Genomic DNA, 26,871 nt, shown 5'->3' on the forward strand with positions numbered 1-26,871 from the left:
CAGCGTAGGCACGCCCCCCGCGAGGCCGCACGACGAGCCGTTCACCGCTGGTGGGGGGCCGTCAGGCCAGTGTGTGGTGCCAGAAGAGCCCCCGCCGCAGCCGTGTCCCGGGGGGAGTGGCGTGCCGGGCATGGGCCCATGCCCGGCAGGGGTGGCGTAAGGAAGGGGTAGGGCGACTGCCTCAAAGGGCAGTAAGCGGTGCCCTCTTGGGGCTGCGCGGGTGAAGGACCCGGCGGGCGGGCGGCGGGATCGTGGTCCGGGGAGGCGACGACATGCGTGAACACGAGCACGACGGCGAGTGCTCCGAGGGCCCCCGGCCCAAGGCGGAGCAGGACCAGGACCGTGCCCCGGACGCGCTGCTGCTCAAGGCGGCGGCGGGCGGACGGGCCGACGTACTCGGCCCCGGCGGCATGCTGCGCCTCCAGCGGGCGCTCGGGAACAGGGCCGCCTCGGCCTCCGTGCAGCGCTCCTCCGTGCACGGCGTGGTCGGCTCCGGCGGCCAGGCTCTGGACCCGGAGGTGCGGTCCGACATGGAGGCCCGGCTGGGCCACGACTTCGGCGACGTACGGGTCCACACCGACGGCGCCGCGCACGACTCAGCCAAGGAGGTCGGCGCCCACGCCTACACCGTCGGCTCGCACGTCGTCTTCCAGCGCGACGCCTACGACCCCGGCTCCCACCAGGGCCGCACCACCCTCGCCCACGAGCTGACGCACGTCGTGCAGCAGCGCTCCGGCCCCGTCGACGGCACCGAGACCGCGGGGGGCATCACGGTCAGCGACCCGGGCGACCGCTTCGAGCGGGAGGCCGTGGCCAACGCCGAGCGCGTGATGGCGGCGCCGGCGCCCGTGCAGGCGGTACGGGAGGGCGGCGGCACTCCGGCCGGGTCCGGCGCCGTGGCGGCCGTACAGCGGGATGCCGAGGAGCCCGTACAGCGCGCTGCCGAGGAGGGCGTCGAGGAAGCCCCGGCCGTGCAGGGCCTGTTCGTCCAGCGGGCCGGCGCCGAGGAGGCCGAAGAGGACGAGGCGCCGGCGGAGTGAAGACCGCCGCGGACCGGTCCCCGGGTGACGAGCCGGTACGGGACGGCGCCGGACCGCGGCGGCCCGTACAGTCCGGCACGCCCGCCGGGGCCCGCCCGCGCCCCGTGGACGCCCGTACGCTCCAGCGCCTCCAGGCGCGTGCGGGGAACGCGGCGGTGTCCAGGCTGGTGGCGAAGCCGGCGGCCGGGGGCGGCACGGCCCCCGGGGCCGGGCCGGCGGCGGGGCCCGTTGCCGCGGCCGCCGCAGGGACGGCCGCCGCCGCGCGGGCGCCGGATGCGGAGACGGTGCCGGACACGGGGAGGGCGCCGGACGCGGGACGGGTGCCGGACGCGGGCCCCGTCGTACAGCGGCTGGACTCCCTGCCCGCGCCGCCCGGCGGGCTGACACCGGCCACCGACCCGCGCTTCAGGAGGGTCGCGGACGACCTCCGTGCCAAGAAGGCGCTGCTCACCAAGCATCCGACCGCCGCCTCGCAGGCCAAGGCCGCCCAGGATGCGGCCAAGCCGCCCGCCGACGACAAGGAGGCGCAGGCCAAGCAGGCCCAGGCGGGCGAGATGGGCGCGGCGAAGCCCGGCACGTTCGACAAGGCGGCCTTCGTCGCGGCCGTGTCGGCGGCCATCGCCGCCAAGGCCCCCAAGACGCTCGACGAGGCGGACAAGTTCACCGAGTCCGGGAAGACGGACGACATCAAGTCCCAGGTCTCCGGCCAGGTCAAGGCGGGCAAGGAGGGTTCGGCCAAGGACATCACCGACAAGACCAAGGCGGCCCCGGACCCGTCGAAGGCGGTGGAGAAGCCGGTCACTCCGCTGCCCGGGCAGCCGGCCCCGCCGACGCTCGCGCCACCGGACCCCAAGGCGGCCTCGGTGGCCCCCGCCCCGGCCGCGCAGACCGATCTGAGCACGGGGCCCAAGGAGACCGACGGCATGCTGGCGGAGGCCAAGGTCACCCCGGACATGCTGGCGAACTCCAACGAGGAGCAGTTCAGGCAGACCCTGGACGCCAAGAAGGAGGCCGACACCCACGCGGCCACCGCCCCCCAGCAGTTCCGGGCGGCGGAGGCGGCCCGGATCGCCGCGGAGCAGGGCGGCGCGGCCGCGGCCGGGCCGGCCGGGGTGCAGGCGATGACGGCGGCCCGGGCCGGCTCGGCGCAGCAGGTGGCGTCGGGGCAGGGCGCGGCGCAGTCGAAGGAGGAGCAGGAGCGGGCCCGGGTCGCGGCCGAGATCAAGGGGATCTTCGACGCGACGAAGAAGGAGGTCGAGGACCTCCTCGGCGCCCTGGACACCGAGGTGGACCAGGCCTTCGAGGCGGGCCAGAAGGCAGCCAAGGCGGCCTTCGACGCCGACCACCAGACCAAGATGAAGGCCTGGAAGGACGAGCGGTACTCGGGCATCGCGGGCGCGGCCCGCTGGGTGGCGGACGCGGTGCTGGACCCGCCGCCGCGCGCCAACCAGATCTTCGCGGAGGCGCGCGGCGTCTACGAGCGCGAGATGCGCAACGTCATCTCGAACATCGCGGACCTCATCGGCAAGCGGCTCGCCGACGCCACGAACAAGATCGCGCAGGGCAGGCAGAAGATCGCCGAGAAGGTCGCGGAACAGCCCAGGAGCCTGCGGCAGTTCGCGCAGCAGGCGGCGAACGACATCGGTGGAGAGTTCTCGGCGCTGGAGTCCTCGGTCGCCGAGAAGTCGCAGTCCCTGGCGCAGGACCTGGCGGACAAGTACGTCGCGGCGCGCGACGAACTCGACAAGGAGATCGAGGCCCTCCAGGAGGCGAACAAGGGCCTGCTGAGCAAGGCGAAGGACGCGGTCGCGGGCACGGTCGAGACGGTCCTGAAGCTGAAGGACATGCTGCTGGGCGTGCTGGCCCGGGCGGCCGGCGCCATCGACAAGATCATCGCGAACCCGATCGGCTTCCTCGGCAACCTGGTGAACGCCGTCAAGGCGGGCGTCATGGGCTTCGCCGCCCGCATCGGCGAGCACCTGAAGAACGGCCTGAAGCAGTGGCTGTTCGGCCAGCTGTCGGCGGGCGGCATCGAGATCCCGGAGACCTTCGACGCCAAGGGGATCATCCGGCTGATCCTCTCCATCCTGGGGCTCACCTGGTCCAACATCCGCACACGGATCGTGGCGCAGATCGGCGAGCCGGCGATGAAGGCCCTGGAGACCACCTTCGAGATGGTCCAGGTGCTGGTCACGGAGGGGGTGGGCGGCCTCTGGAAGTGGATCGTCGACAAGCTGTCCGACCTGAAGGACACGGTCGTCGGCGCGATCAAGGACTTCGTGATCGAGAAGATCGTCACGGCCGGCATCACGTGGATCGTCTCGCTGCTGAACCCGGCGTCGGCCTTCGTGCGGGCCTGCAAGGCGATCTACGACGTGGTGATGTTCTTCGTGAACCGCGCGGCGCAGATCAAGTCCTTCGTGGACTCGGTGCTCGACTCCGTCGAGGGCATCGCGAGCGGCGGCGGTGGCGGCGTCCCGGCCCTGATCGAGGGCGCCCTCTCCAAGGCCATCCCGGTGGTCCTGGACTTCCTGGCGAGCCTGCTGGGGCTGGGCGGCATCTCGGCCAAGATCAAGGAGATCCTGACCAAGGTCCAGGCCCCGGTGATGAAGGCCGTCGACTGGGTGGTCGGCAAGATCGCGGGCGCCGGCAAGAAGCTCCTGCGCAAGCTGAAGTCGAAGGTTCAGGGCGGCGACGACTCTCCCGAGGGGAAGCAGGCCCGGCTGGACAAGGCGATGGCGGCCGCCCTGCGCGCGGTCAACGCGCTGCCGGGGCAGAAGGTCCCCAAGGCCGTGCTCACCCCGGTGCTCGCGGCGATCCGGATGCGCTACGGCCTCACCAGGCTGGAGGCGGTGCCCGAGGGGCGCGTGTGGTCGATCGAGGGAGAGATCAACCCGAAGTCCAAGCAGAACGCGAACAAGGCACCCGCCAGTCCCGACGAAGTGGCCGTCGAGGCCGCCAGGCAGGAACTCCTGACCCTGGGCGGCAAGCCGACGACGCTCAAGGAGTTCAAAGAAGCCACGTTCGCCATGGGTGGCAGGCACAAGCTGGCCCAGACCATGCTCGGGTCGGGACCCGCCCCGTGGCGGGGGGAGGCCGTCCTGGCCAAGGGGACCGAGCGCAAGGCGGTGCCGTACCACGCGGTGGTCGAACGGGCGGGATCGAGCGGGTCGGGTGCCTCGGCGGCCAACCCGGCGAGTCACCTTCCGAACCAGCGGGGTGACGGGGTGAAGGGCGTGTCGATGGCTGTGCGGGCGCAGGCGGCCCTCACCTTCGACAGCGCGATCGACCCGGCCAGGATGCCGCGTTCTCCGGACGGGACCGTGAACCAGCAGCCGGTGCCGCCGCCGCGTACGGTCCACGACGGGCCGACGAGCCGGTTCGCTCCGGAGTCCGGCCGCTCCAGCGCCGCCGGTCGGGCGGAGCTCGGCACGCAGGGCGGAAAGTTCACCGAGCGGCAGGCGTTCGTGCACTCGTGGAACATCGGTGACGGGAGGAAGGACGACCACGCCACCCACGCCGAGGCCCAGGTCGTCCACTGGATCGAGTCGGTGACCTCGAACAACGGCCCGAAGCTCGTCGACATCCACCTCCGGGTCACCGGGACGTTCGAGCCCTGCCGACGGTGCTCCGAGGTCCTCCGGCAGGCGCTGGAGAGGGCGAACGAGCGCCTCAAGGGCACGGGCACCCGGGTCGCGTCGACCCTCGACTACGGCGACGTGAGGAACCCGTACTCCTTCGGCGCGCACGGCACCAACTCGCAGTGGTCCCCTGGACAGAAGGGGGAGGACGAGCGCTTCGCCCCGCTGTCCGGGCAGCACCGCGAATGGGGCACGGTCGTCACGCCGGCGTGGCACCAAGGGGACGAGAACGCCAAGGTCACCATTCGCTTCGGCTGAGCCGGCCAGGCTGCGGCGCCCCGGTACCGCGCCCGCCCCGGAACGCACCGGGTTTGCCCGAAGGGGCAGATCGGGATTCCCCGGCGGCCGTACGGGAGGTCATGACCCGCCACCCGGCCGGGGCGGAAGGTGGGGGCGACCGTCACGTCCCAGGGGAGGGCCCGGATGCCGTCGTACAAGTCGCCAGGCGTCTACGTCGAAGAGGTCGAGGCCGGCTCGCGCCCGATCGAGGGCGTCGGCACCGCCGTCGCCGCGTTCGTCGGACTCGCCGCGGCGGGCCCGTACAACGCCCCGACCCTGGTGACGAACTGGTCCCAGTTCACCAGCACCTTCGGCGACTTCATCGAGGGCTCCTACCTCGCCCACGCGGTCTACGGCTACTTCCTGAACGGCGGCGGCACCTGCTACGTCGTCCGCGTCGGCGGCACCGGTGACGAGCCCGCGCCCCCGGCCGCCGTACCGGCCCCCGCATCCGCCGGCGGCAAACGCGGCAAGGCCGCCCTGCCCGCCGGCCCCCGCGCCGCGCTCGGCGGCTTCCAGGTCGCGGCCCTGGAGGGCACCGGCGAGGGCATCAGCGTCGAGGTCGCCAACGCCCCCGGCGACTCCCCCGCGGAGGACGCCTTCACGCTGAACGTCAAGCGCGGCGACCGCGTCGAGGAGACCTGGGAGGTCTCCGCCAAGCGCAGCCAGCGCAACTACGTCGTCACGCTCGTCCGGGAGCGGTCCCGGCTGGTCCTCGTCGAGGACGCCGGCCCGGCCCAGGTCCTGGCCCGCCCCGAGAACCAGACCGTCGAGGTGCCCCCGGCACCGGCCCCGGCGGTGCCCGCCGTCCCCGTCTCGGCGAGCCCCGGCGACTACATCGGCAGCGCCGACGAGCGCACCGGCTTCGCCGGCCTGGAGACCGTCGACGAGATCACCATGCTGGCCGTGCCCGACCTGATGAGCGCCTACCAGCAGGGCGCGCTCGACGCGGAGGGCGTGAAGGCCGTGCAGCTCGCGATGATCGCCCACTGCGAGCTGATGGGGAACCGCGTCGCGATCGTCGACCCGCTGCCCGACCTCTCCCCGCAGCGGGTGAAGGAGTGGCGGATGGTCGGCGCGGGCTACGACTCCAAGTACGCGGCCCTCTACTACCCCTGGATCAAGGTGGCCGATCCCGCGGCCCCGAACCAGATGAAGTTCATCCCGCCGAGCGGCGCGATGGCCGGCGTGTGGGCGCGCAACGACGAGAGCCGCGGCGTGCACAAGGCGCCGGCCAACGAGGTGGTCCGGGGGGCCGTGGACCTCGCCGTGCACCTGACGAAGGGCGAGCAGGACCTCCTCAACCCGAACGGCGTCAACTGCATCCGCGCCTTCCCCGGCCGCGGCATCCGGGTCTGGGGCGCGCGCACCCTCTCCTCCGACCCGGCCTGGCGGTACCTCAACGTCCGCCGGCTCTTCAACTACATCGAGGACTCGATCCTCATCGGCACCCAGTGGGTCGTCTTCGAGCCGAACGACGAGGCGCTCTGGGCCCGGATCCGCCGCACGATCTCGGCGTTCCTCGTCAACGAGTGGCGCCGGGGCGCGCTCTTCGGGCTCACGCCCGACGAGGCGTTCTACGTCAAGTGCGACCGCGAGACCAACCCCGCGGAGGGCATCGACGCCGGCGAGGTGGTCTGCGAGATCGGCATCGCGCCGGTCAAGCCGGCCGAGTTCGTCATCTTCCGGCTCGCCCAGTTCTCGGGCGGCACGAGCCTCGTCAACGAGTGAGTCAGGGCTGGTTACTTAAGGGGTTAGGGGTACTGCTGTGGCGCTTCCCGACATGGACACCTCCGTCGGTCACTCCTTCGGGCTGGAGATCGACGGCGTCGTGATCAAGCAGATCAACGAGGTGTCGGGCCTGAAGATGGAGCAGGACGTCATCGAGCTGAAGCAGAACACGGCCGACGGCAAATACGTGATCAAGAAACTGCCGGGCCGCGCGAAGGCCGGCGAGGTCACGCTGACCCGCGGCCTCACCGCCGACAACAGCTTCGAGAAGTGGATCAAGGACGCCCGCTTCGGCAAGATGGCCACCGCCCGCAAGGGCGGCGCGATCATCGTCTTCGACTACGAGGGCGTGCCGATCAAGCGGTACACGCTGGTCAACGCGTGGCCGAAGAGCCTGGAGATCAGTTCGCTCAAGGCCGGCGACACGAGCGTGCTGACCGAGAAGCTCGTCATCACGTACGAGCAGATGGACGTGGCGTGACGGCCTGGGCGCGGCGGGGGTGCGTGCGCTGATGCGCCGACAGTTTGCGCCCGAGCCGGGTCCGGTGGCCCAGGAGGGTCCGTTCGCCGGGGCGGGGCAGGGGGCGGGGCAGGGCGTGGGTCACGGGCCGGCCGGGGCGGGCGGTGCGGCGGCCGTGCCGGCCGCCGTGCCGGGGGCCGTGCCGGGGGCCGTCGCGCCCGTGCACGAGACCATGCGGACCGAGTTCACCTTCGAGCTGCCGCGCGGGTACGTGGACGGCGCGGGCCAGGTCCACCGTACGGGCGTCATGCGGCTGGCCACCGCCCGCGACGAGCTCGTGCCGCTGCGGGACGACCGGGTGCGCGAGAACCCGGCGTACCTGTCGGTGGTGCTGCTGGGGCGGGTGGTGGAGCGGATCGGTTCCGTGACCGACGTCCATGCCGGGGTCATCGAGGACCTCTTCGCCTCCGACCTGGCGTTCCTCCAGGACTTCTACCGGCGGATCAACGCCGAGGGGCACACGCGGGCCCAGGTCACCTGCCCCTCCTGCGCCACCGGCTTCGCGGTCGACCTGGCAGGTGGGCGCCTGGGGGAATCGTGACGTACGCGACGGACGCCCTGTACGACGAAGTCGCGTACATCGCCTACCACTTCCACTGGGGCATGGACCCGATCCTGGACCTGGAGCACGCGGAGCGCCGCCGGTACGTCGACCGGATCGCCCGCCTGAACCGCCAGGCGTCCGGAGGGCGGTGAGCCGTGGGGGTGTGGGGGTGGCTCAGGGGGCGGTTCTCGGTCGAGGGTCCGGGCGGGGGCTCGGCGGAGGGTCCGGCCGAGGGTCCGGCCGAGGGTCCGGGCGAGGGTCCGTCGGGGGGCGATGCGGGTGCCGGTGCGCGTGCCGGTGTGGGTCCGGATGGCGGGGGCGGTGCCGGCGGGGTCGCGCGTGAGTCGGGTGGCGGGTGGCGTGAACTGCCGGTGCAGCGGCTGACGTTCGGCGCGCCTGGGCTCGTCACGGACCCTGAGGGGTTCGGATCCGCGCTGGCCAGCTGGCAGAACCCCTCCCTGTCGCGGGCGCTGGGTCACGCCGTGACGCCGGAGGCGCCGTCGGGGGTGGTGCACGGGGTCACGGAGCCGCGGCCGCCCGTGCCGACGGCCGTCCAGCGGTGGGCTGCCCCGGGGTCGGGGAGCACGGCTCACGAGATGCCGGTGGCGGGGGGTGCTGCTGGGGTTGCTGGGGTGGGTGAGGTGCCTGGGGCGGGTTGGGTGCCTGGGGTGCCCCGGGGGGCTGTGGAGGCCGGGGCCGGGGCGTCCGTGCCGGCGGTCGTGCGGGTGCAGCGTGCGGCGGAGCTTCCGGGCGGTGAGGGGCCCGAGGTGCCGGGTGCACAGGCGCCGGAGGACTCGGGAGGTGCGCCGGAGGCGGTGCCGGACGTGGCCGGGCTGCCGGTGCAGCGGGCCGCCGGGGTGCCGGATGCCGACGGGCCCCCGCTGCGGCCCGGTGCCGCGGTGCCGGATGCGCCCCTGCTGGGCGAGCGCGGGCCGGTGGGCGTCGTCGGGGCCGGAGTGGAGTCCGGGGCCGGTTCTGGTGCTGGTGGCGGGGACGGGTTCGGGGCCGGGGGCGGGGCCGGGGCCGGGGCGGACGGTGGGCGCGTGGTGGTGCCGGCCGAGCCGCCGGTGCCGGTGTTCACCGTGGCCCGGGCGGTGGAGCTGCCGCTGCGGTGGCTGCCGGTTGCGCCGCTGCCGCCGGTGCGTGAGGCGGATGCGGGGGCAGTGGCGGAGGTGCCGGCTGCCGCTGCCGGGGACGTGCCGTTCGCTCCGGCTGCCGAGGCCGGTGGGGCGGAGCCGGCCGTGCCGTCGGTGCAGCGCACGGCCGCGGTGCCGGATGCGCCCGGTGCGGCCGGGGAGCCGGCCGTGCCGCGGGATGCGGGCCCGTCGGTCCCGCCCGCGCCCGAGGTGCGGCCCCTGGTCGGGGAGCGGATGCCGGCCGCGGAGGCGGAGGTGCCGGTCCAGCGTGCGACCGGTGGCGCCGCTGTGCCGGGGGGCGAGGGGCTGAGCGGCATGCCCTCGGCCTCCCCTGCGGGTGCGGGTGCGGGCACGGCGGCAGGCCCGCCCGTGTCCGCCGGTGCGGCCGCCGCGCTGCCGGTGCAGCGGACCGTGCCGGACCAGAACGTGGAGCCGGGCCCCGTGGATGCGCCCGGCCCGGGGGCCGTGGCGGAGCCGGAGGTGCGGCCGCTGCTCGGGGAGCAGCCGCTGGTTCCCGGGGTGGCCGGCCCGGAGGGCGGTGCGGATCCGGGTACGCCGCTGCTGACGGGTGCGGGCACGGAGGCCGGTTCCCCGGTGCCGCCCGCCGTACGAGGGCCCGGCGCGCCCCTACAGCGCGGGTCCGGGCCCGTACCGCCGGTGCAGCGCGAGACCCGGCCCGGGGCGCAGGTGCGGCACGAGACGGGGCCCGAGCCGACGGTGCAGCGCGCCTTCCAGGCGCCGGAGCCCGGGGTACGGGAGGCGCACGGGCCGCCCGCGCCCGTACCGTCGTACGCCGACCCGGGCGCACCCGAACCGACCGCAGCCCCCGCACCCGTGCAGCGGTCGGCAGCGGACCACGACACCCCGACCGAGGTACGCCCCCTGCTGGGCGGGCGCGGCTTCGAGCCGGTGACCGGCGACCAGGACCCGGGACAGGCCCCGGCCCCGCACCCGGCCGCCCCCGGAACCGGCAGCTCGGCGCCCCTGCCCCCCGCTCCGGTCCAGCGCGCCACCCGTCGGCCGGGCCTCGGCGCACCCCTGCCCGCGGTACCGGAGGTGCAGCGCACCACCGCCCCCGGGGCCCCCGCCCGCCCCCGCACCGGACGCATCGGCCCCCCGCTCCCGCAGGTCCCCGCCCCGGCACTCCAGCGCACCCAGGACCCCGCGCCCCTCCCGTCGGCGGCCCCCGCCCCGGAAGCCGCACCGCCCGCGCCCTGGCCCACCACCCACCCGGCGGCGCCCACCGTACCCACCGCACCCACCGCGCCCCCCGCGACGGCAGGGCCCGTAGCCCCCCTCCCCGTCGTCCCCGCCCTCCCGCTCCAGCGGACCCCGCCCCTGGTCCCGCAGCCGACCGACGACCCGGTCGCAGGGCTGGTCGGCGACCGCCCCCTGCAACTCCACGCCGCCCCGGCACCCGAGCACCCCGCACCGGGAGCCCCCGCTCCGGACGCCGCAGAACCCGTGGTCGTACCGGTCACGTGGAGCACCCCGGCACCCCCCGGAGGCCCCGGAGGCCCCGGCACGGTCCAGCGCTCGGAGGCACCGCGGCCGGCCACGGCCGCACCGCCGAGCCCCGCGTCCGCGGGACTCGCATCCAGCAGCCCGGTACCCGTAGGCGCCATGCCCGTAAGCCCCGTAAGCCCCGTAAGCCCTGTAAGCCTCGTGAGCCTCGACGCACCGGCACCCTCCACCGCACCCGGGCCCCCCGCACCGCAGTACCTCCAGCGCGAGCCCGCCGGATCCCCCACCTCCACCCCCACCCCAGAAGCCACCGCCTTCATCTGGACCCCGCCCACCCTCCAGCGCGAGCCCGACGACGCCGCACCGACACCCCCACCCCCACCCCCCACCCCGGAACCCGCGGAAGCCCCCAACGCCCCACCGCCGAAGGAGGCTTCGAAGGAGTCCACCGACGAACTGGTCCGCCGCCTCATCGGCCCGCTGAGCCGCCTGCTCCGCGCCGAACTCCGCCTGGACCGCGAACGCGCCGGCCTCCGCATCGACCCGCGCCACTGAGCGCCACACGAGGAACCCAAGGACGAGGCAAGGACAAGGACAGGACAACGACATGGCCCGAGACCCCGACCCCGCCGTCAGCGTCTGCTTCATGGTCGAGATCGACAACATCAGCCTCGGCGCGTTCAACAGCTGCGAGGGCCTCGGCTGCGAGGTCGTCATGGAGCAGCGCGAGGAGGGCGGCAACAACGGGTACGTCTGGCAGCTCCCCTCCCGCATCAAGTACTCGAACATCAAGCTCAGCCGCCCCGTCACCAAGGACACCGAGAAGGTCACCGCCTGGCTCTCCGGCATGATCAACGGCGTCGCCCGGAAGACCGCGCACATCAGCGCCATGACGGTCGACGGCACGGTCGTGGCCCGCTGGAGCCTGATGGACGTCGTGCCGGTGCGCTGGACCGGACCGCAGCTGAACCCCGAGACGGTGAAGGTCGCCACCGAGACCCTGGAGATCGCGCACCACGGCTTCCTCAACGCGGGCGGGGGCAGGTAGCCATGGCTCCGCCGCCCGGACAGCCCGTCGCGTTCATCGCCTCCGCCCCGCCGGCGGCCCCGTCCAACGACCCGAACGGCAACGGCGCGAGCGGCTCCCGCCCCAAGCTGGAGCGGGCGTACCTGGAGCTGCGCCAGCCGCCCGCCGACGGCGGCACGACCACGCCCGGGCCGCGGATGGGGCAGATCGACTTCCAGTTCAACCCCAAGGAGCTGACCCTCGCCAAGACGGCGAAGTGGGAGCGCAAGACAGCCAAGGGCGCCAAGAAGGCCGGGCCCGCCGAGTTCAAGGGGGCCGGGCCCTCCAAGCTGACGCTGGAGATGTTCTTCGACGCGACCGGCGTGCAGGACGACCGGGTCGTGAAGTCGGTGGAGGAGCTGCTTGGCTGCTGCGTGCCCACGGACCAGACCCACCAGAAGCAGCAGGGCGTGCCGCCCTGGGTGATCTTCCACTGGGGCGGGCTCACCGGGTTCGTCGGATACGTCAGCCAGGTCCAGGCGAAGTACACGCTGTTCACCCCGGGCGGCCTGCCGATCCGCGCCACCTGCCAGGTCACCCTGGAGGAGATCAGCGGCCCCATGCCCGGCCAGAACCCCACCTCGGGCGCGCTGGCCGCGCGGCGCGTGCACCGGGTCGTCACGGGCGACACGCTCGCGCTGCTGGCCTGGCGGGAGTACGGCGACCCGGCGGCCTGGCGGGACATCGCCGAGGCCAACGGCATCGACGACCCGATGCGGCTCGCCCCGGGTACGGAACTCCTCCTCCCGGGAGCCGAGGAACTCGGCGCCCAGTGACCGTACGCAGGCGGATTTCCTCCACAACCCCAGGGAGAAGCCCCCATGGCCGGTGAGACCTTCGCCAACACCCTCGCGGTCGAGGTGGACGGCCGGCCCCTGCCCGGGCCCGTCGCCGAGACCATCGTGTCCGCGTACGTCGACGACAGCACCCAGCTGCCGGACCTCTTCCTCATCCGGTTCCGCGACCCGCACCACCTCGTCCTGGAGCAGACCGGCATCACCATCGGCACCAAGGTGAAGCTCTTCGCCCGCTCCGGCGACGACCCGCAGCGCGTGCTCCTCGTGTCCGGCGAGGTCACCGCGGTCGAGATCGACCTGGACGCCACCGGCACCTTCACCGTGGTCCGCGGCCTGGACCACGCGCACCGCTTCTTCCGCGGCCGGAAGGTCGCCGGGTACCGGCAGATGACCGCGTCCGACATCGCCGTCCAGGTGGCCCGCAGGGCCGGGCTGCCGGTCGGGCAGGTCGACGCGACGACGACGGTGTACGAGCACGTGGCGCAGCCCGGGGTCACCGACTGGGAGTTCCTGCACCGCCTCGCCGACCTGGCGGGCGCCGAGGTCGCGGTGGTGGACGGCAGGTTCGTGTTCCGGGTGCCGGCGAAGGCCGCGGCGGCCCCCGCCACCTCCACCCGCCCGCAGGCCAGCCCGTACGTCCTGGAGTTCGGCCGGAACCTGCTCCGCTGCCACGCCTCCGTGACCGCCGCCGACCAGGTCCAGCAGGTCGAGGTGCGCGGCTGGGACGTGCAGGCGAAGGCGGCGGTGGTGGGGCGGGCCCCGGCGGACCGGAGCGACCGCCTCCAGCTGGGGCTGACCCCGGGCCAGGCGGCCGACCCGTTCGGCAAGGCGGTGTTCCTGGCCACGGACACCCCGTACGGGACCCAGGCGGAGGCCGACCAGGCGGCGAAGGCGCTGGCCGCGGACCTGGCGGCGAGCTTCGCGGAGCTGGACGCGGTGGCGATGGGAATCCCGCGGCTGAGGGCGGGCACGGCGGTGACCCTCGCGAACGTCGGCAAGCCCTTCGAGGGCAAGTACACGGTCTCCGCGAGCCGGCACGTCTTCGACCCGGACACCGGCTACCAGACCTGGCTGACCGTGGGCGGCAGGTCCAACCGGTCGCTGTACGGGCTGGCGTCGGGCGGCTCCGGCGGGCCGTCCCAGGACCGGATCGGCGGCCTGGTCAGCGCGACCGTCACCGACACCCGCGATCCGGAGGACCGGGGCCGGGTCAAGCTGGCCTTCCCCTGGCTGTCGGGCGAGTACGTGAGCGACTGGGCCCGTACCGCGGGCGCGGGCGGCAAGGGCGGCGGCGGGGTGTTCGGGCCCGAGGTGGGCGACGAGGTGCTGGTCGGCTTCGAGCAGGGCCGGGTGGACCACCCGTACGTCGTTGGCGGGCTCTACAACGGCCAGGACAAGCCGTCGAAGCACGAGGGCCCGCTCGTGGACCCCACCAGCGGCAAGACCAACCGGCGCTCCCTGGTGACCCGTACGGGCAACCGGCTGGAGCTGCTGGACGCGGCCAACGGCCCCCAGGGCGTCCGGCTGGCCACCGGGGACGGCAAGCTCACCCTCCACCTCGACCAGAAGGCCACGTCGGTGGTCGTGCACAGCGACGGCAAGGTGGAGATCACGGCCAAGGAGAAGGTCACCGTCAAGGCGGACCAGGGCATCAGCGTGGACGCGGGCACCGGGAAGCTCGAACTCTCCGGCCAGTCCGTCTCCGTGACCGCCAGGACCGGAGTGGAGGTCGACGGCGGCGCGGGCGCGCTGAACCTCAGGACGAACGGCCAGGTGGACGTGAAGGGCACCACCGTCGGTGTGAACGGCCAGGCCGGCACCGAGATCAAGGGCGGGGCGAGCTGCTCGATCAGCGCCGCGCTCGTCCGCATCAACTGACACGTCACAGAAGAGGAGTTGGAGGACATGCCCCCTGCCGCGCGTGTAGGCGACCCCACCGGGCACCCCGGGGTCATCGGGCCGCCCGGGGTGCCCACCGTGCTCATCGGCGGGCTGCCCGCGGCCGTCGTCTCGACCCCGCACATCTGCTCCTTCCCGCCCCCGGCCGTCCACCCGCCCAGCGTGATCGCCCCGCCCGGCTGCCCGACCGTGCTGATCGGCGGCATGCCGGCGGCCCGGGTGGGCGACATGGCCGCGTGCGGGGCGCCGATCATCCTGGGCGCGGTCAACGTGCTGATCGGCGGGTGAGCGGGCGTGGGTGAGCAGTTCATCGGTGCCGGCTGGGGCTTCCCCGTGCGCACGGACGCGACCGGCGCGGTCGCGCTGGTCGGCGGGGACGTGGAGATCGAGGAGAGCATGCGGCTGATCCTCGGCACCGCGCCCGGGGAGCGGCCGATGCGGCCGCAGTTCGGGTGCGCGATCCACGACTTCGTCTTCGCTCCGGCCGACGCGGCGACCGCCGCGCACATCGCGTACGAGGTGCGGCTGTCGCTGGAGCGCTGGGAGCCCCGGATCGAGCTGGTCGACGTGTCGGTCACCTTCGACTCGGGCGACGAGGGCACCCTCTACATCGACGTCCGGTACGCGCTCCGCGGCACCAACGACCCCCGGAACCTGGTCTTCCCGTTCTACGTGATCCCGGAGCACGAGGCGGACGGCGGCCCGGAGGCGGCGGTGACGGGATGAGTCTGCCCCAGCCCAACCTGGACGACCGCCGCTTCCAGGACCTCGTCGACGAGGCCAAGCGGATGGTCCAGCAGCGCTGCCCGGAGTGGAGCGACCACAACGTCTCCGACCCCGGCGTCACGCTGATCGAGGCCTTCGCGCACATGACGGACCAGCTGATCTACCGGCTGAACCGGGTGCCCGACAAGAACCACCTCGCCTTCCTCGACCTGATCGGCCTCACCCTCTACCCGCCCGCCGCCGCCTGGACCGACGTGACCTTCTGGCTCTCGGCGCCCCAGCCGGAGACCGTCCTGGTCCGCGAGGGCACCGAGGTGGCCACCCACCGCACCGAGACCGAGGAGGCCGTGGTCTTCTCGACCGTCGGAGACCTGGCCGTCGTCCCCGTCGAACTCGCCGTCCTGGCCACGCAGTCCGCCGAGCCGGGCGCCCCGGCCGCCGAGCGCGGACCGGAGCTCGCCGGCGGGCGGGGCGTGCCGTGCTTCCAGCCGGTGCCCCGGCCGGGGGACGCCCTGCTGTTCGGCCTGTCCCGGCCCGCGCCGGCCTGCGTGGTGGCGCTCCGTCTGGACTTCCCGGTGGCCGGCCACGGCATCGACCCCGAGGACCCGCCGCTGCGCTGGGAGGCGTGGACCGGCGAGGAGTGGACGCGCTGCGAGGTCGACCGGGACGGCACCGGCGGCTTCAACCGCCCCGGGGACGTGCTGGTCCAGCTGCCGCCCGGCCACACCGCGTCCGTCGAGGCCCGGACCCGGGCGGGCTGGCTGCGCTGCGTGGTCACCGACCGGGTGCCGGGGCGGCGGGCGTACTCGGCGACGCCGGAGCTGCTGGCGGCCGAGGCGTTCACCGTCGGGGGGACGGCGCCCGCGCTGCACGCGGAGAGGCTGGGCGAGGAACTGCTGGGAGTCTCCGAGGGCGTGCCCGGGCAGGTCTTCCGGCTGGACCGGGCCCCGGTGGTCGAGGGCGGGCCGCCGTTCGTGGTGGAGACGCCCGGCCGCGAGGGCGCCTGGGAGAGCTGGGAGGTGGTGCCCCACTTCGCCGAGTCGGGGGAGCGGAGCCGGCACGTGCGGCTCGACCGGGCCACCGGCGAGGTCTCCTTCGGGCCCGCCGTGCGGGAGCCCGACGGGCGGCTGCGCCAGTACGGGGCGGTGCCCGCCAAGGGGGTGCCGGTCCGGGTGCGCGCGTACCTGGCGGGCGGCGGCCGGCGGGGCAACGTGGCCCGGCGCGCGCTGTCGGTGCTGCGCAGCTCCATCCCGTACGTCGCCCGGGTGGAGAACCGCCGCGCGGCCTCCGGGGGCGTGGACGGCGAGGACGTGGCGAACGCGCGGCTGCGGGGGGCGCTGGCGCTGCGCAGCCGGGAGCGGGCGGTGACGGCCGAGGACTACGAGTACCTCGCCCGGCAGGCGGCCCCGCAGGTGGCGCGGGTGCGCTGCGTGGACGCGGGCGGCGGCGGGGTGCGGGTGCTGCTGGTGCCGGCGGCCGAGGACGACGGGGAGAGGCAGCTGGAGTTCGGCCGGCTGTTCTGCCCGCCGGCGCTGCTGGCGAAGGTGTCGGGGCAGCTGGACGAGCGGCGGATGCTGGGCACCCGGCTGGTCGTGGAGCCGCCGTACTACCAGGGCGTGACGGTGGTGGCCGAGCTGCTCGCCGTGCCCGGCCTGCCGCAGGCGCGGGTGCGGCGCGACGCCCTCGCGGCGCTCTACCGGTACCTCAACCCGCTGACCGGCGGCCCGGACGGGAGGGGCTGGCCCTTCGGGCGGGCCGTGCACAGCGGGGAGGTGTACGCGGTGCTCCAGCAGGTGCCGGGGGTGGACGCGGTGGAGGGCGTCCTGCTGTTCCCGGCCGACATGGAGACCCTGCGCCGGCTGGACCAGGTGGAGCGGATCCCCCTGGACGCGGGCTCGCTGGTCTTCTCGTACGACCACCAGGTCCGCGTGGGCGGCGGCCGGTGACCGCGGGGGGCGCCCGGAGCGGGCGGCGCGCCGGGGCCGGGGCCGGGGCCGCCGGGGGGCCGTCGTGAGCGGGCGGCGTCTGGTGCCCGGGCTGGTGTCGCGGTACCCGCTGGGCGCGCAGCTGCCGGCCGTGTACGCGGACGACGACAATGCCCAGCGGATCACGGAGGGCCTGGACGAGGTGCTGGCGCCGGTGCTGGCCGTGCTGGACTGCCTGCCCGCCTACCTCGACCCGCGCCTGGCGCCCGAGGACTTCCGCGCCCTGCTCGGGGCGTGGGTGGGGGCGGAGGGCCCGGAGGTCGCGGGGGCGGTGCGCGGCCACGCCCGCCGTGGCACGGCCGAAGGCCTGGCGAAGGGCATCCGCCAGGCCTTCGGGGTGGAGCCGGAGATCGAGGAGAGCGGCGCGGCGGCCTGGTCGGCCACCGCCCGCACCCCACTGCCGGGGGCGGACCGCCCGTACGTCACGGTCCGCCTGCGCGTCCCGGACCCGGCGGCCCTGGACGTGGCCGCGGTCACGGCGTACGTCGACCGCAACCGCCCGGTCCACCTCCCGTTCCGGGTGGAGGTGGTCCCCCTCCCGCCCCGCCCCCCGGACCCGCCGCGCGCGCCGGACCCGCGGGACCCCAGGAGCCCCGTCGGCTGAGGCCGCCCGGGGCCGGCAGGGTGCCGGCCGGGCCGATCCGAAGGACGCGGCCTACGAGATGCGGACGTACTCCAGCGTGGCCGCGCCGCCCATCGCCGTGCGGCCGCCGAAGCCGCCGGTGCCGTTGCCCGGGTTGAGCCAGGGGTGCCCGGTGCTGTCGCGGGAGACCAGGTCCGGCCTGCCGTCGCCGGTGACGTCCAGGCCGCCGACGACGTCCTTGTACGAGGTGCCCCAGTCCTTGAAGACCAGTGCCCGCGGCTTGAAGGTGCCCTTGCCCGTGCCGCTCAGGCGCCACAGCTCGTTCGAGGAGTCGAGGCCGAGCAGGTCCGCGCGGCCGTCGCGGTCGAGGTCGCCGGCGGCGATCAGCTTCCGGTACCCGTTCCAGGCGGAGGCGGCCTTGACCCGGGAGGCGAAGCCGCCCTTGCCGTCGTTGGCGTACAGGTAGACGTCGCCGGACGCGGCGGACCGGGCCAGCAGGTCGGCCCTGCCGTCGCCGGTCACGTCCCCGGGCGAGACGACCGCGTCGTAGCCGCTCCAGTCCGACGAGACCTTCCGGTGCGCCGAGCCGGGTGAGGGGAGGCCGCCGCAGACCGGCGTGTACATCCGGGCCTCGCCGCCGGGCAGCCGGACGAAAACGTCGTTGCAGCGGTCGCCGTCGAGGTCGCCGAAGGGCAGCACCAGCGCGTCCTTCGACCAGCCGGGCACGGTGTGCGCGGTGGTGACGCCCTTGGTGCCCGGCTTGAGGATCCTGAGGCTGCCGCCCGTGGAGAGGCCGAGGAGGTCGGCCCTGCCGTCGTCCGTGAAGTCGCGCCACGCGGGCAGGCCGCGCGGGAGGGTGCGCGCGGTGAACGGGACGGGCCCGCTGTGGCGGGGGACGATCAGCTCGAAGTAGACGTACGGGCGGCCCGCCCCGTCGCTGCCCAGCGCGAGCTTGCGGTTGTGCTGGCCCTTGCCGTTGTTCAGCACGGTGGGCACGGACCAGCTGCCGTTCCGGTACGTCGAGGTCTTGGCGAGCCAGGGGCCGCTGCTGCCCTGCGACCACGCGACGACCACGGAGCCGTCCGGGCCGGGCGTGCTGCGCATCGTCCCGCTGACGGCGTACGTGTCGGGGAAGCGCTGGCCGGTGGTCCACCGGCCGGTGGCCGCCGAACGGACCCGGTGGAAGGGCTTGCCGTCCGCCCCGACGACGAACACGTCGCCGTTGGGCAGGACGAGCGGGGGGTTCGCCTGGGCGGAGTTCCCGGCGCCGATCGCCTCGGCCGCGCCCCAGGCGGTCGCTCCGGCCGCCTTGCGCCCGTACCGGAACCCCGCCTGGTTCTGCCAGATCATGTGGAAACCGCCCTCGGGGTGGGCGACGGCTCGGACGTCCACGGGGTCGGTGCCGAGCGCCAGGTCGGCGGGCTTGCCCCAGCCGCCGGCGGCGGTGTTCTCGATGGCCCGGTACTGCCGGGTGTACGTGCCGTCCGGCTGGTTGACCCGGGCGTCCCAGGTGACCAGGGCGGTGCCGTCCGGGGCGACGGCGAGCGAGAGGTCGGCCGTGCCGCGGGTGATGCCGTGCGTGTCGATCATGACCGGCGCGGACCAGCCGCCGTCGGCGGTGCGTTCGGCGGCCCAGACGCCCTTGTTGGCGTACCAGGCGGCCATGACCCGACCGGCGGCGTTGCCGGCCACCACGGGCTTGGGGCTGTTGAGGGTGTGGACGAACTCCTCCGCGGACGAGAACTGCGTCGCCCCGGGCGCGAGCACCGCCGTCTTCAGGCGGTTCCAGTAGCTGTCCGACCTGTCGAGCCAGGTGAGCTGGACCGAACCGTCGGGCAGCGCGAAGAGTCTGACCTCCCACCAGTTCTCCAGCGGCGGGTGGAAGCCGGTGTTCTGCCAGTCGGTGGCGCCGGGTCGGCGGATCATGACGCCGACACTGGCGAGCACCACCTGGGTGCCGTCCTCGGCGACCACGGCGGTGCCGGGGTCGGCGTGCCCCTGGTGGATCGTGGGCGTCTCCCAGGGGCCGTGCTGTGCGGGGACGGTGGCGGCGGCGGTGGCGCTGGCCCCGGTGGTGGCGGCCGCGTCGGGCGTGGCCGCCCGGGCGACGCCCGGCGCCGTGCCGGCTACGGCCGCGGCCGCGATCAGGGCGGCGAGGCCGCGTCTTGAGCGTGCAGGGACGGGCAGTTGCATGTTTCCCCCGTGGAAAGAAGACGATCAGTCCGCAGAGGAGACATTCGGGGACCCCGGGAGGTTGTACGGCGGATCCGTACCGGTGAGAACCGGCGGAACGGACGCCGGGCCGGGGTCCCCGGGCCCGTCAGAGGTACTGCGCCAGCTCGTCCAGTACCCGCAGCACCTCCGGTTCCTCCGCCGCCGGGAGCTGGGCCACGACCTCCTCGATGCCCAGGTCCGCGAAGTGGGCCAGCTTCCCGGCCGTCGGGTGGACGGCGTACGGGACCACCTGGAGGTCCTTCGGGTCGCGCCCGGACCGCTCCCAGACCGTGCGCAGCACCGGCAGCGACTCGGTCAGGCCCCGGCCGCCGATCGGCATCCAGCCGTCCGTGTACTCGGCGATGTGCGCGAACAGCTTCGGCCCGGCTGCGCCGCCGAGGAGGGTGCGGGGGCCGTAGAGCGGGGCGCCGCCGGGCAGCGCGCGCGGGGCCCGTACCGGCTTGGGGAAGGCCGCGGAGGCCCGTACCGAGCCGAACTCCCCTTCGTAGGCAGTTGGTTCGGGTGCCCAGAGGGCCCGCATCAGGGCCATCCGGTCGCGCACCAGCTCCCGCCGGGTGCGCCACTCGACACCGTGGTCGGCGGCCTCCTCGACGTTCCATCCGTAGCCGAGGCCGAGCGTGAAGCGGCCGCCGGAGACGTGGTCGAGCGTGGCGATGCCCTTCGCCAGGTCGATCGGATCGTGCTGGGCGACCAGGGTGATCCCGGTCCCGAGGGTGATCCGCTCCGTCACGGCGGCGGCCTGGCCCAGCGCCACGAACGCGTCCAGCGTGCGCCCGTACTGCTCCGGCAGCTCCCCGCCCATCGGCGCCGGCGACTCCCGGCTGACCGGGATGTGGGTGTGCTCGGGGAGGTAGAGGCCGTCGAAGCCGCGCTGTTCCAGCTCGCGGGCGAGGCGCACCGGGGTGATGGTCCGGTCGGTCAGGAAGATCGTGGTGGCGATGCGCACGTGCTGACACCTCCGTCGGCTGGGGAGTCGGCTGGGGAGCACACAACGTACGGGGTGCGCGTGCAATTGCCGAGAGGGGCGCAGATGTTGTCAGCCGTGCGCCGATTAGGTAATGAGTTACTCATCCATTGCGGAGAGTGAGCACCAATCCTTGACCTGCTCGTCGGCGGGGGAGGAGGTCATCGATGACCGTGCGGGACCGGCTCGTGCCCGGACTGATCGGCGGGGCCGCGCCGTTGGCGCTCCTGGTCGCGCCCGCCGGATACGGCAAGACCACCCTGCTCACCCAGGCGGCCGCCGCCTTCTCCGGCAAGGTGCTGCACTGGCACCCCTGCCGGGACACCCGTGGCGCGCCCGCGCTGCTGGGCCGGCTGGGCCGCCGGCTGGAGATCCCCGATCCGCCCGAGCAGGTCACCGTCGAGTCCGTGCTGCTGGCGGTGGAGCGGTACGCGGAGCCGGTGCTGCTGATCGTCGACGACGTCCACCTGGTGCACGGCAGTCCGGCCGAGGGGGTGCTGGAGGAGCTGGCGCGGCTGGCCCCGGAGAACCTGCGGCTGGTACTGGCCGGCCGGCGGATGCCCGCGCTCAGCCTCGCCCGGGCGGAACTGGCCGGCACCCAGGTGTTCACCGCGCTGGACCTCCGGCTGCGGGACGCGGAGATCGCGCGCGCCTTCCCCGACGCGAGCGGCGAGCTGGCGGAGCTGACCGGCGGCTGGCCCGCCGTACTGCGGCTGAGCGCACCGCTGGTGCTGGCGGGGCGCGACCCGCTGGGTTCCGGCGCGCTGCGCACGTACCTGGAGCGGGAGGTGCTGGGCGGCCTGCCGTCCGGCTTCGCCGTCGAGGCCCCGGAGGCGCTGGAGGAGTACGGGATGACGCCCGTGCCGCTGCTGCGTGCCTTTGCGGAACGGGCGGGGGCGGGGGCGGGTGCGGGTGCGCAGGGGGTACGGGGCTTCGGGGGGCCGGGAGGGGCGGTGGGCCCGGGCGGCTCGGGTGGCCCCCACGGGGCAGCGGGACCAGGGGGCGGAGGGGGAGCGGCGAGCGGGACCGGCCGCCGGCCCTGTGCCGGGCCGGTACGGGCTCCGGCCGCCCCCCTGTCGGTGCGCTGCTTCCGGCGGTACGAGGCGACGCTGGGCGGTCAGGCGCTGGACTGGTCCGCGACGCGCCCCCGGGTGCGCACGCTGGCCCGGCTGCTGTCCGTACATGCCGGACGCCCGGTCCACCGCGAGGAGTTGATGGCGGCCCTGTGGCCCGAGAGCCCGGCGCGCACCGCGGGGCGCGGGCTGCAGGTCGCGGTGTCGGCGCTGCGCACCTTCCTGGAGCCGGGTACGGACCGGGGGCGGGCGCAGGTGCTGGTGCGCCAGGGTGAGGCGTACATGCTGGTGCTCGACCCCGGCGGCAGTTCCGACGTACAGGCCTTCGAGTCGGCGGTGGGGGAGGGGCTGCGCGCCGCGGCGCGGGGCGAGGCCGACCGGGCGGCGGCCGCGCTCGGGCAGGCCCTGCGGCTCTACACGGGCGAGTTGCTGCCGGAGGACGGGCCGGCGGAGTGGGTGGTGCCGATCCGGGAGAGGTACCGCGTGCAGGCGGTGCAGGCCGCGCAGGTGCTGGCCGAGGTGGAACTGGGCCGGGGGCGCGCGGAGGCGGCGGTGGTCGCGGCCTCCCACGCCCTGGCCGTGGATCCGTTCCAGGACGCGGTGTGGCGGCTGCTGATCGCCGCCCACCTCCGTGCGGGTGACCCGGTGGCGGCCGCGCAGGCGGAGCGCCGCCACGCCCGCATGCTGGAATCCCTGGGCGTGACACCCCCGTAGGACCGGCCCGCCGGTCTGCCGGCTCACCGGCTCACCGGCTCACGGTCCGCCGGTCCGCCAGCTCCGGTCCGTCGCCGGCCGCCCGTCGGTGCCGGTCCGTTGCCGGCCGCCCGCTTGCTCACCCGTACGTCGCGGACCGTTTGCCGGCCGCCCTCTGGTGCCAGTGTGTTTACCGACCGAGCGACCGCCGGCTGCGCCCGCCCGCCCGCGGCGCCCACCGGGCCCGGTTCGTTGCCGCCCACCAGCCACCAGCCACCAGCCACCAGCCACCAGCCACCAGCCGCCAGCCGCCCGCCGGGGGGCGGGGGCGGCGGTCAGCCGGTCAGGAGGTCCTTTTCCAGGCGCTTCCGCTCGTGACGGTTCAGGCCGATGCCGTCGCCCAGGTACGTGTCGAAGTCACCGAACCGCGCCGCCACCTCGTCGTAGCCGGCGTTCAGGTACTCGGGGCGTACGTCGAGCAGCGGCTTGTACACCGCGGCCTGCGCGGGCGGCAGGTGCCCGAGGATCGCGTCGTTGGCGGCCTTCCGGTAGTCGTTGCTGGCCAGGTAGTCGGCCTCCACCGTCGCGCGCGGCACGCCCAGGCCGGTGAGCAGGGCCGCGGCGGCCCAGCCGGTGCGGTCCTTGCCCGCGGTGCAGTGGAAGAGGACGGCCTCGCCGCGGGCGTCCGCGGCGGCGAGTCCGTCGGCCACCTGCGCGTAGGCCTGCCTGCCGGCCGGGGAGGAGACCATGGCCTTCTCGGCGTCGATCATGGCGCGAACCGCCTCGTCGGGCGTGCGCGGCATGGTCGAGAACGCGCCGGAGTCCGCGAAGACGTCCGCGAAGGTGTACGTGGTGCCGGCCGGGACGCGGTCCGGGTCCTTGTCGCGCTCGCCCTGCATGCGCAGGTCGAAGACGGTGCGGATGCCCAGGCGCTGCAGCTTGTCCTGGTCGTCGGCGGTGAGGCGGTTCAGCGCGTCGGAGCGGTAGACCTCGCCCATGCGGACCCACCGGCCGTCGGAGGTGCGGTAGCCGCCCGCGTCGCGCAGGTTGACCGTGCCGTCCAGCCGCACCAGCCGGTCGGCGAGGCGCAGCGACTGCCCGTGGTCGGCGCGGAAGTCGAACCACTGGCGGTCGGCGGAGGGCAGGCCGGTGACCCGGGCCTCGCCGCGCTCCGCACCGCGCGCGACGACCCGGCCGTCGGCGCGGATCTCGACCCGGCGGACGCCCTCCGCGGCCCACTTGAGCGTGTACGAGCCGTCGGCGCCGGCGGTGACGGTGGCCTCGGTGAACGGGATGCGGGCGGGGTGGGCGCCGGGACGTCCGTGGTGGGCCTCGGGGCGGCCGTGGTCCCGGCCCGGTTCGCCGCCGTACGCCGGGGCGGTGGCGGCTGCGGCGGTGAGGGCGAGGGCGAGCGCGGTGGTCGCGACTGCTGCGGTCTTCATGGAGGTGACAATCCGTGCCACGAGAGAACCGGCGCTGAACGGGACGTGGCCGAAACCGACCGGCTCGATGACCAGCAAGGTGGCAAAACGTGCCACCCCACCACCCGTGCGCCCGCCGATATTCGCATTCCAGCCGTTCTCCGCTCACTTACTCGCCGCCTCCCCACCACCGAACGAATCCGGCCGCTCCGGTCCACTAACCTGCTGCGTCCAGAGACGGTTGGGGGGTTCAGTGAGCTCAGCGACAGTGGCGAAGACGCCCGTGTGGGGGCGGACCGAGCAACAGGACTTCCGCAGCAGGGTGCGCGGCACGCTCCTCGGGGGCGCCATCGGGGACGCCCTCGGCGCGCCCGTGGCCGGCCTCTCCCTCGACGGCATCCGCGAGAAGCACGGCCTGGAGGGCCTGACCGAACTCGCCCCCGCCTACGGCAGGCGCGGCAGCGTCACCGCGTCCACCCAGCTCACCCTCTTCACCGTCGACGGCCTGATACGGGCTCACGTGCGCCGGGACACGGGCGCCTGGCACCCGCCGACCGACGTGCACCGCGCGTACCTCCGGTGGGCCGCCACCCAGCACGACTGGGGACCCGACGAACGGCGCACCGACAACGGCTGGCTGGCCCGTGAGGAGTGGCTGTACGCCCGCCGCGGCCCGGACCGGGCCTGCATGACGGGCTTCGGGGACGAGATCCTCGGCACCCTCGACAAGCCGAAGAACCCGACGGCGCGCGACGCCGGGGCCACCGGGCGCTCGGCGCCCTTCGGGCTGCTGGTCGGCTGGGAGCCGGACCTGGTGCTGCAGCTCGCCGTCGAGTGCGCCGCGCAGAGCCACGGGCACCCCACGGCCTACCTCTCGGCCGGGGCCTTCGCGGTGATCGTGCACGGGCTCGCCCGCGGCGACGGCCTCGACGCGTCCGTACAGCGCGCCCTGGGCATGCTCGGCAGCCGGCCGGGCCACCAGGCTGTCACCGACGCGCTCCAGCGGGCCCTGGGCGCCGTACGGCAGGGGCTGCCCTCGCCGAAGCTGGTCGAGTCGCTCTCCCCGGGGGACGGGCGGGACGCCGAGGACGCGCTGGCCGTGGCCGTGTACTGCGCGCTGGTGGCCGAGGACCTGCGGCACGGACTGCGGCTGGCCGTGAACCACGGCGGCGACTCCACCGCCACGGGCGCGCTCTGCGGGTCGCTGCTGGGTGCGCTGCACGGCGAGACGGCGCTGCCGCCGGCCTGGCTGGCGGAGCTGGAGGGGCGGGCCACGGTGCTGGAACTGGCCGACGACTTCGCGATGGAGATGACCCAGGGCCCGGCGCTGCACGGGCCGGCCGTGACGTCGCCGGGGTGGCTGGCGCGGTATCCGCGGTCCTGAGCCGCCGCCGGTTCTTCTCCGGTCCCGTCTCCGGTCCCTTCTCCCGTGGCCCTTCCCTGGTCCCTGCCTGAGTCGCCCCTGCCTCGCCCCTCAGGAGCTTTGCCCGAAGGGGCAGAGTGCGTCCCCGTCCTGCCTGCCCTTACGGGAATGGCCCGCCCGGTGCGCACGGCGGAGCATGGGCCCCGGGAAGGGGTGAGGGGCGCGTGGTCAACTGCATGCGGTGCGGTCAGCGTTGTGGGGCGGACGAGAAGTTCTGCGGCAACTGCGGGGCGTTCCTGAAGTTCGAGGGCCGGCCGGCCAGGGAGGCTGCCGGGGGCCAGGGGCATTCTGGGGGTTCGGGCGGTACGGGGTCGCCCGGCGCGGGGTCGGTGGGCGCGGGTCCGGGTCGTACGGGGCCGCCTGGCGCGGGAGCACAGGGTGCCGGGACCGCCGGGGCGGGGGCGGGTACGAGTACGGGCGCCGGCGCGTCCGGGGGCTCCGGCGGCACCACTGGAACCCCCGGGCCCGGAACCCCCGGGCCCGGGCCCGGGCCCGGCGCCCCGGCCATCCCTCCCCGGCCCACGCACGAGCCCCTTCGCGCCGTCCAGCCCACCGCCGACCCGCGGCCCACGCCCTTGCACCGCGAGCGGGATCGCGACGAGCCGCCACCCCAGGCGGGCGACCTGATCTGCGGCGAGTGCGGCGTCGGCAACATCCCCACCCGGAAATACTGCCGCGGCTGCGGGCGCTCGCTCATCGACGCCCGGGTCGTGCCCGAACCACCCTGGTGGAAGCGGCTGTTCACGCGTCGGCCCAAGCAGAAGCCGAATGCCGGCGACCGGCCCGGGCGGCGGCAGTGGCGGCGGCCCGGCTGCCTCGTGCCGCTGATCGTGATCGCCGTGGTGCTGGGCGTCGGCTACGCGCTGCGCTCTCACGCGGAGGGGGCGCTGGAGTCCGTACGCGACCGCACCTCGAAGACCGAGCAGGTGCACGCGGTGAAGGTCACGGCGTCCAGCGCCCAGGAGGGCCATCCGGCCTCCCTGGCCGTGGACGGCACCACGGACCGGTACTGGGCGCCCGCCGAACCGGGTGCCGGGGAAGGGGAGTTCCTGGAGGCCGTCTTCGCGGAACCGGTGCGGCTGCTCGACCTGGTCCTGTACCCGGGTGTCGCGCCGGTCGCCGAGCGGTTCCTGACGCAGGGGCGGCCGCGGGAGGTGCTGGTCGCCGTGACGGCGGAGGACGGGAGGGTCACGACGAAGACGCTTCGCGTCGCGGACGAGCCGGGCAAGCAGACCTTTCACGTGCCGGTGAGCGACGCGGTGCGGGTCCGCCTGACGGTCCGGTCCGCCTACGGCGCGGGGCCCGCGAAGCGGGTGGCTCTGGCGGAGGCCGAGTTCTTCAAACGCCGGTGACCGGTCCCGCGCCGGTCCCGTGCCGGTCCCGTGCCGGGTGCCGGTCGTTGCCGGGGGCGCGGTGTGTGTGTCGTGTGCGGCGCTGTGCGTGCTGCGGGCCGTTGCCGCTGCGCGGAGCCGTTTCCCCACCCTGCCCCATCCCGAACTGGGGGCTCTGCCCCCAGACCCTCCCCCAGCTACGGAGGGGCTGGGTTCGCGCGGCGAAGTCCAGCCCCTCCGGCGTTTGAGGAGCTGGGGGCACCCCCAGCGGTAGCTGGGGGAGGGTACGGGGGCGGAGCCCCCGCAACGGGTCCGGGCGG

The 26,871-nt window shown here is 74.8% G+C and carries 20 protein-coding genes; 17 read left to right on the top strand and 3 right to left on the bottom strand.

Translation table 11 applies throughout. The features are described from left to right. The first annotated feature begins 272 nt into the window (after nt 1-272). From ACIF6F_RS36380 to ACIF6F_RS36445, 14 genes are all read left to right on the top strand, one after another. The gene (locus tag ACIF6F_RS36380; RefSeq protein WP_399957701.1) at nt 273-1,040 is read left to right on the top strand and encodes a DUF4157 domain-containing protein; all 768 of its coding nucleotides are present in this window, start codon (nt 273-275) and stop codon (nt 1,038-1,040) included. After that, nucleotides 1,037-4,939, top strand: a complete 3,903-nt coding sequence (locus ACIF6F_RS36385) for a hypothetical protein (RefSeq protein ID WP_399957704.1) — start codon at nt 1,037-1,039, stop codon at nt 4,937-4,939. The genes ACIF6F_RS36380 and ACIF6F_RS36385 overlap by 4 nt, the downstream gene beginning before the upstream one ends. A 165-nt stretch (nt 4,940-5,104) precedes the next feature. Next, complete coding sequence (locus ACIF6F_RS36390) at nt 5,105-6,691, top strand: phage tail sheath family protein (protein WP_399957707.1); 1,587 nt, start codon at nt 5,105-5,107, stop codon at nt 6,689-6,691. Between the two features lie 37 nt (nt 6,692-6,728). Continuing rightward, a complete protein-coding gene (locus ACIF6F_RS36395) occupies nt 6,729-7,172 on the top strand; it encodes a phage tail protein (RefSeq protein ID WP_399957710.1) in 444 nt (147 codons plus the stop codon). Between the two features lie 31 nt (nt 7,173-7,203). Then, nucleotides 7,204-7,752 carry a hypothetical protein gene (locus ACIF6F_RS36400; protein WP_399957713.1) on the top strand — a complete coding sequence of 183 codons (549 nt, stop codon included), beginning with the start codon at nt 7,204-7,206 and terminating at the stop codon, nt 7,750-7,752. Further along, nucleotides 7,749-7,907 carry a DUF6760 family protein gene (locus ACIF6F_RS36405; protein WP_399957716.1) on the top strand — a complete coding sequence of 53 codons (159 nt, stop codon included), beginning with the start codon at nt 7,749-7,751 and terminating at the stop codon, nt 7,905-7,907. Before ACIF6F_RS36400 ends, ACIF6F_RS36405 begins: the two co-directional genes overlap by 4 nt. A 615-nt stretch (nt 7,908-8,522) precedes the next feature. Then, nucleotides 8,523-10,910, top strand: coding sequence for a hypothetical protein (locus ACIF6F_RS36410; RefSeq protein WP_399957719.1), 2,388 nt, complete (start codon nt 8,523-8,525; stop codon nt 10,908-10,910). Between the two features lie 52 nt (nt 10,911-10,962). After that, entirely contained in the window at nt 10,963-11,403 is a 441-nt protein-coding gene (locus ACIF6F_RS36415; RefSeq protein WP_399957722.1) for a phage tail protein, read from the top strand. A 2-nt stretch (nt 11,404-11,405) separates the two neighbouring features. Beyond that, on the top strand, nt 11,406-12,197 hold the full coding sequence (locus ACIF6F_RS36420; RefSeq protein ID WP_399957725.1) for a LysM peptidoglycan-binding domain-containing protein: 792 nt from the start codon (nt 11,406-11,408) through the stop codon (nt 12,195-12,197). Between the two features lie 45 nt (nt 12,198-12,242). Further along, nucleotides 12,243-14,096 (top strand): VgrG-related protein, encoded by a 1,854-nt coding sequence (locus tag ACIF6F_RS36425; protein WP_399957728.1) that lies wholly within the window; start codon nt 12,243-12,245, stop codon nt 14,094-14,096. A gap of 27 nt (nt 14,097-14,123) precedes the next feature. After that, nucleotides 14,124-14,405, top strand: a complete 282-nt coding sequence (locus ACIF6F_RS36430) for a PAAR domain-containing protein (protein ID WP_399957732.1) — start codon at nt 14,124-14,126, stop codon at nt 14,403-14,405. A gap of 6 nt (nt 14,406-14,411) precedes the next feature. Next, a complete protein-coding gene (locus tag ACIF6F_RS36435) occupies nt 14,412-14,843 on the top strand; it encodes a GPW/gp25 family protein (protein ID WP_399957735.1) in 432 nt (143 codons plus the stop codon). Then, nucleotides 14,840-16,789, top strand: a complete 1,950-nt coding sequence (locus tag ACIF6F_RS36440; protein WP_399957737.1) for a putative baseplate assembly protein — start codon at nt 14,840-14,842, stop codon at nt 16,787-16,789. The genes ACIF6F_RS36435 and ACIF6F_RS36440 overlap by 4 nt, the downstream gene beginning before the upstream one ends. Before the next feature lie 64 nt (nt 16,790-16,853). Next, on the top strand, nt 16,854-17,432 hold the full coding sequence (locus tag ACIF6F_RS36445) for a phage tail protein (RefSeq protein ID WP_399957740.1): 579 nt from the start codon (nt 16,854-16,856) through the stop codon (nt 17,430-17,432). 51 nt (nt 17,433-17,483) lie between these two features. Here the strand turns inward: ACIF6F_RS36445 and ACIF6F_RS36450 are convergent, their stop codons facing one another. Both ACIF6F_RS36450 and ACIF6F_RS36455 read right to left on the bottom strand, forming a co-directional pair. Beyond that, nucleotides 17,484-19,604, bottom strand: coding sequence for an FG-GAP repeat domain-containing protein (locus tag ACIF6F_RS36450; RefSeq protein WP_399957743.1), 2,121 nt, complete (start codon nt 19,602-19,604; stop codon nt 17,484-17,486). A gap of 127 nt (nt 19,605-19,731) precedes the next feature. Next, a complete protein-coding gene (locus ACIF6F_RS36455) occupies nt 19,732-20,592 on the bottom strand; it encodes a TIGR03619 family F420-dependent LLM class oxidoreductase (RefSeq protein ID WP_399957746.1) in 861 nt (286 codons plus the stop codon). A gap of 185 nt (nt 20,593-20,777) precedes the next feature. Here ACIF6F_RS36455 and ACIF6F_RS36460 point away from each other — a divergent pair, with 185 nt between their 5' ends. Beyond that, nucleotides 20,778-22,397, top strand: a complete 1,620-nt coding sequence (locus tag ACIF6F_RS36460; protein WP_399957749.1) for a BTAD domain-containing putative transcriptional regulator — start codon at nt 20,778-20,780, stop codon at nt 22,395-22,397. A gap of 314 nt (nt 22,398-22,711) precedes the next feature. Here ACIF6F_RS36460 and ACIF6F_RS36465 read toward each other — a convergent pair whose 3' ends face one another. Beyond that, entirely contained in the window at nt 22,712-23,818 is a 1,107-nt protein-coding gene (locus ACIF6F_RS36465; RefSeq protein ID WP_399957752.1) for a tyrosine-protein phosphatase, read from the bottom strand. A gap of 232 nt (nt 23,819-24,050) precedes the next feature. On the opposite strand from ACIF6F_RS36465, the gene ACIF6F_RS36470 reads away from it, so the two are divergent. Then, nucleotides 24,051-25,181 (top strand): ADP-ribosylglycohydrolase family protein, encoded by a 1,131-nt coding sequence (locus ACIF6F_RS36470; RefSeq protein ID WP_399957755.1) that lies wholly within the window; start codon nt 24,051-24,053, stop codon nt 25,179-25,181. 614 nt (nt 25,182-25,795) lie between these two features. Next, nucleotides 25,796-26,572: a discoidin domain-containing protein gene (locus ACIF6F_RS36475; protein WP_399957758.1), complete on the top strand. Its 777-nt coding sequence runs from the start codon at nt 25,796-25,798 to the stop codon at nt 26,570-26,572. Nucleotides 26,573-26,871 lie beyond the last annotated feature (299 nt).

This window comes from Streptomyces sp. NPDC086023, from assembly GCF_044540325.1.
GTDB lineage: Bacteria > Actinomycetota > Actinomycetes > Streptomycetales > Streptomycetaceae > Streptomyces.

What these genes read in the sequence shown, in the direction of transcription:
- ACIF6F_RS36440 (WP_399957737.1), top strand. Translation starts at nt 14,840, where the DNA reads ATGAGTCTGCCCCAGCCCAACCTGGACGACCGCCGCTTCCAGGACCTC.
- ACIF6F_RS36430 (WP_399957732.1), top strand. Translation starts at nt 14,124, where the DNA reads ATGCCCCCTGCCGCGCGTGTAGGCGACCCCACCGGGCACCCCGGGGTC.
- ACIF6F_RS36450 (WP_399957743.1), bottom strand. Translation starts at nt 19,604, where the DNA reads ATGCAACTGCCCGTCCCTGCACGCTCAAGACGCGGCCTCGCCGCCCTG.
- ACIF6F_RS36400 (WP_399957713.1), top strand. Translation starts at nt 7,204, where the DNA reads ATGCGCCGACAGTTTGCGCCCGAGCCGGGTCCGGTGGCCCAGGAGGGT.
- ACIF6F_RS36460 (WP_399957749.1), top strand. Translation starts at nt 20,778, where the DNA reads ATGACCGTGCGGGACCGGCTCGTGCCCGGACTGATCGGCGGGGCCGCG.
- ACIF6F_RS36390 (WP_399957707.1), top strand. Translation starts at nt 5,105, where the DNA reads ATGCCGTCGTACAAGTCGCCAGGCGTCTACGTCGAAGAGGTCGAGGCC.
- ACIF6F_RS36415 (WP_399957722.1), top strand. Translation starts at nt 10,963, where the DNA reads ATGGCCCGAGACCCCGACCCCGCCGTCAGCGTCTGCTTCATGGTCGAG.
- ACIF6F_RS36380 (WP_399957701.1), top strand. Translation starts at nt 273, where the DNA reads ATGCGTGAACACGAGCACGACGGCGAGTGCTCCGAGGGCCCCCGGCCC.
- ACIF6F_RS36465 (WP_399957752.1), bottom strand. Translation starts at nt 23,818, where the DNA reads ATGAAGACCGCAGCAGTCGCGACCACCGCGCTCGCCCTCGCCCTCACC.
- ACIF6F_RS36420 (WP_399957725.1), top strand. Translation starts at nt 11,406, where the DNA reads ATGGCTCCGCCGCCCGGACAGCCCGTCGCGTTCATCGCCTCCGCCCCG.
- ACIF6F_RS36425 (WP_399957728.1), top strand. Translation starts at nt 12,243, where the DNA reads ATGGCCGGTGAGACCTTCGCCAACACCCTCGCGGTCGAGGTGGACGGC.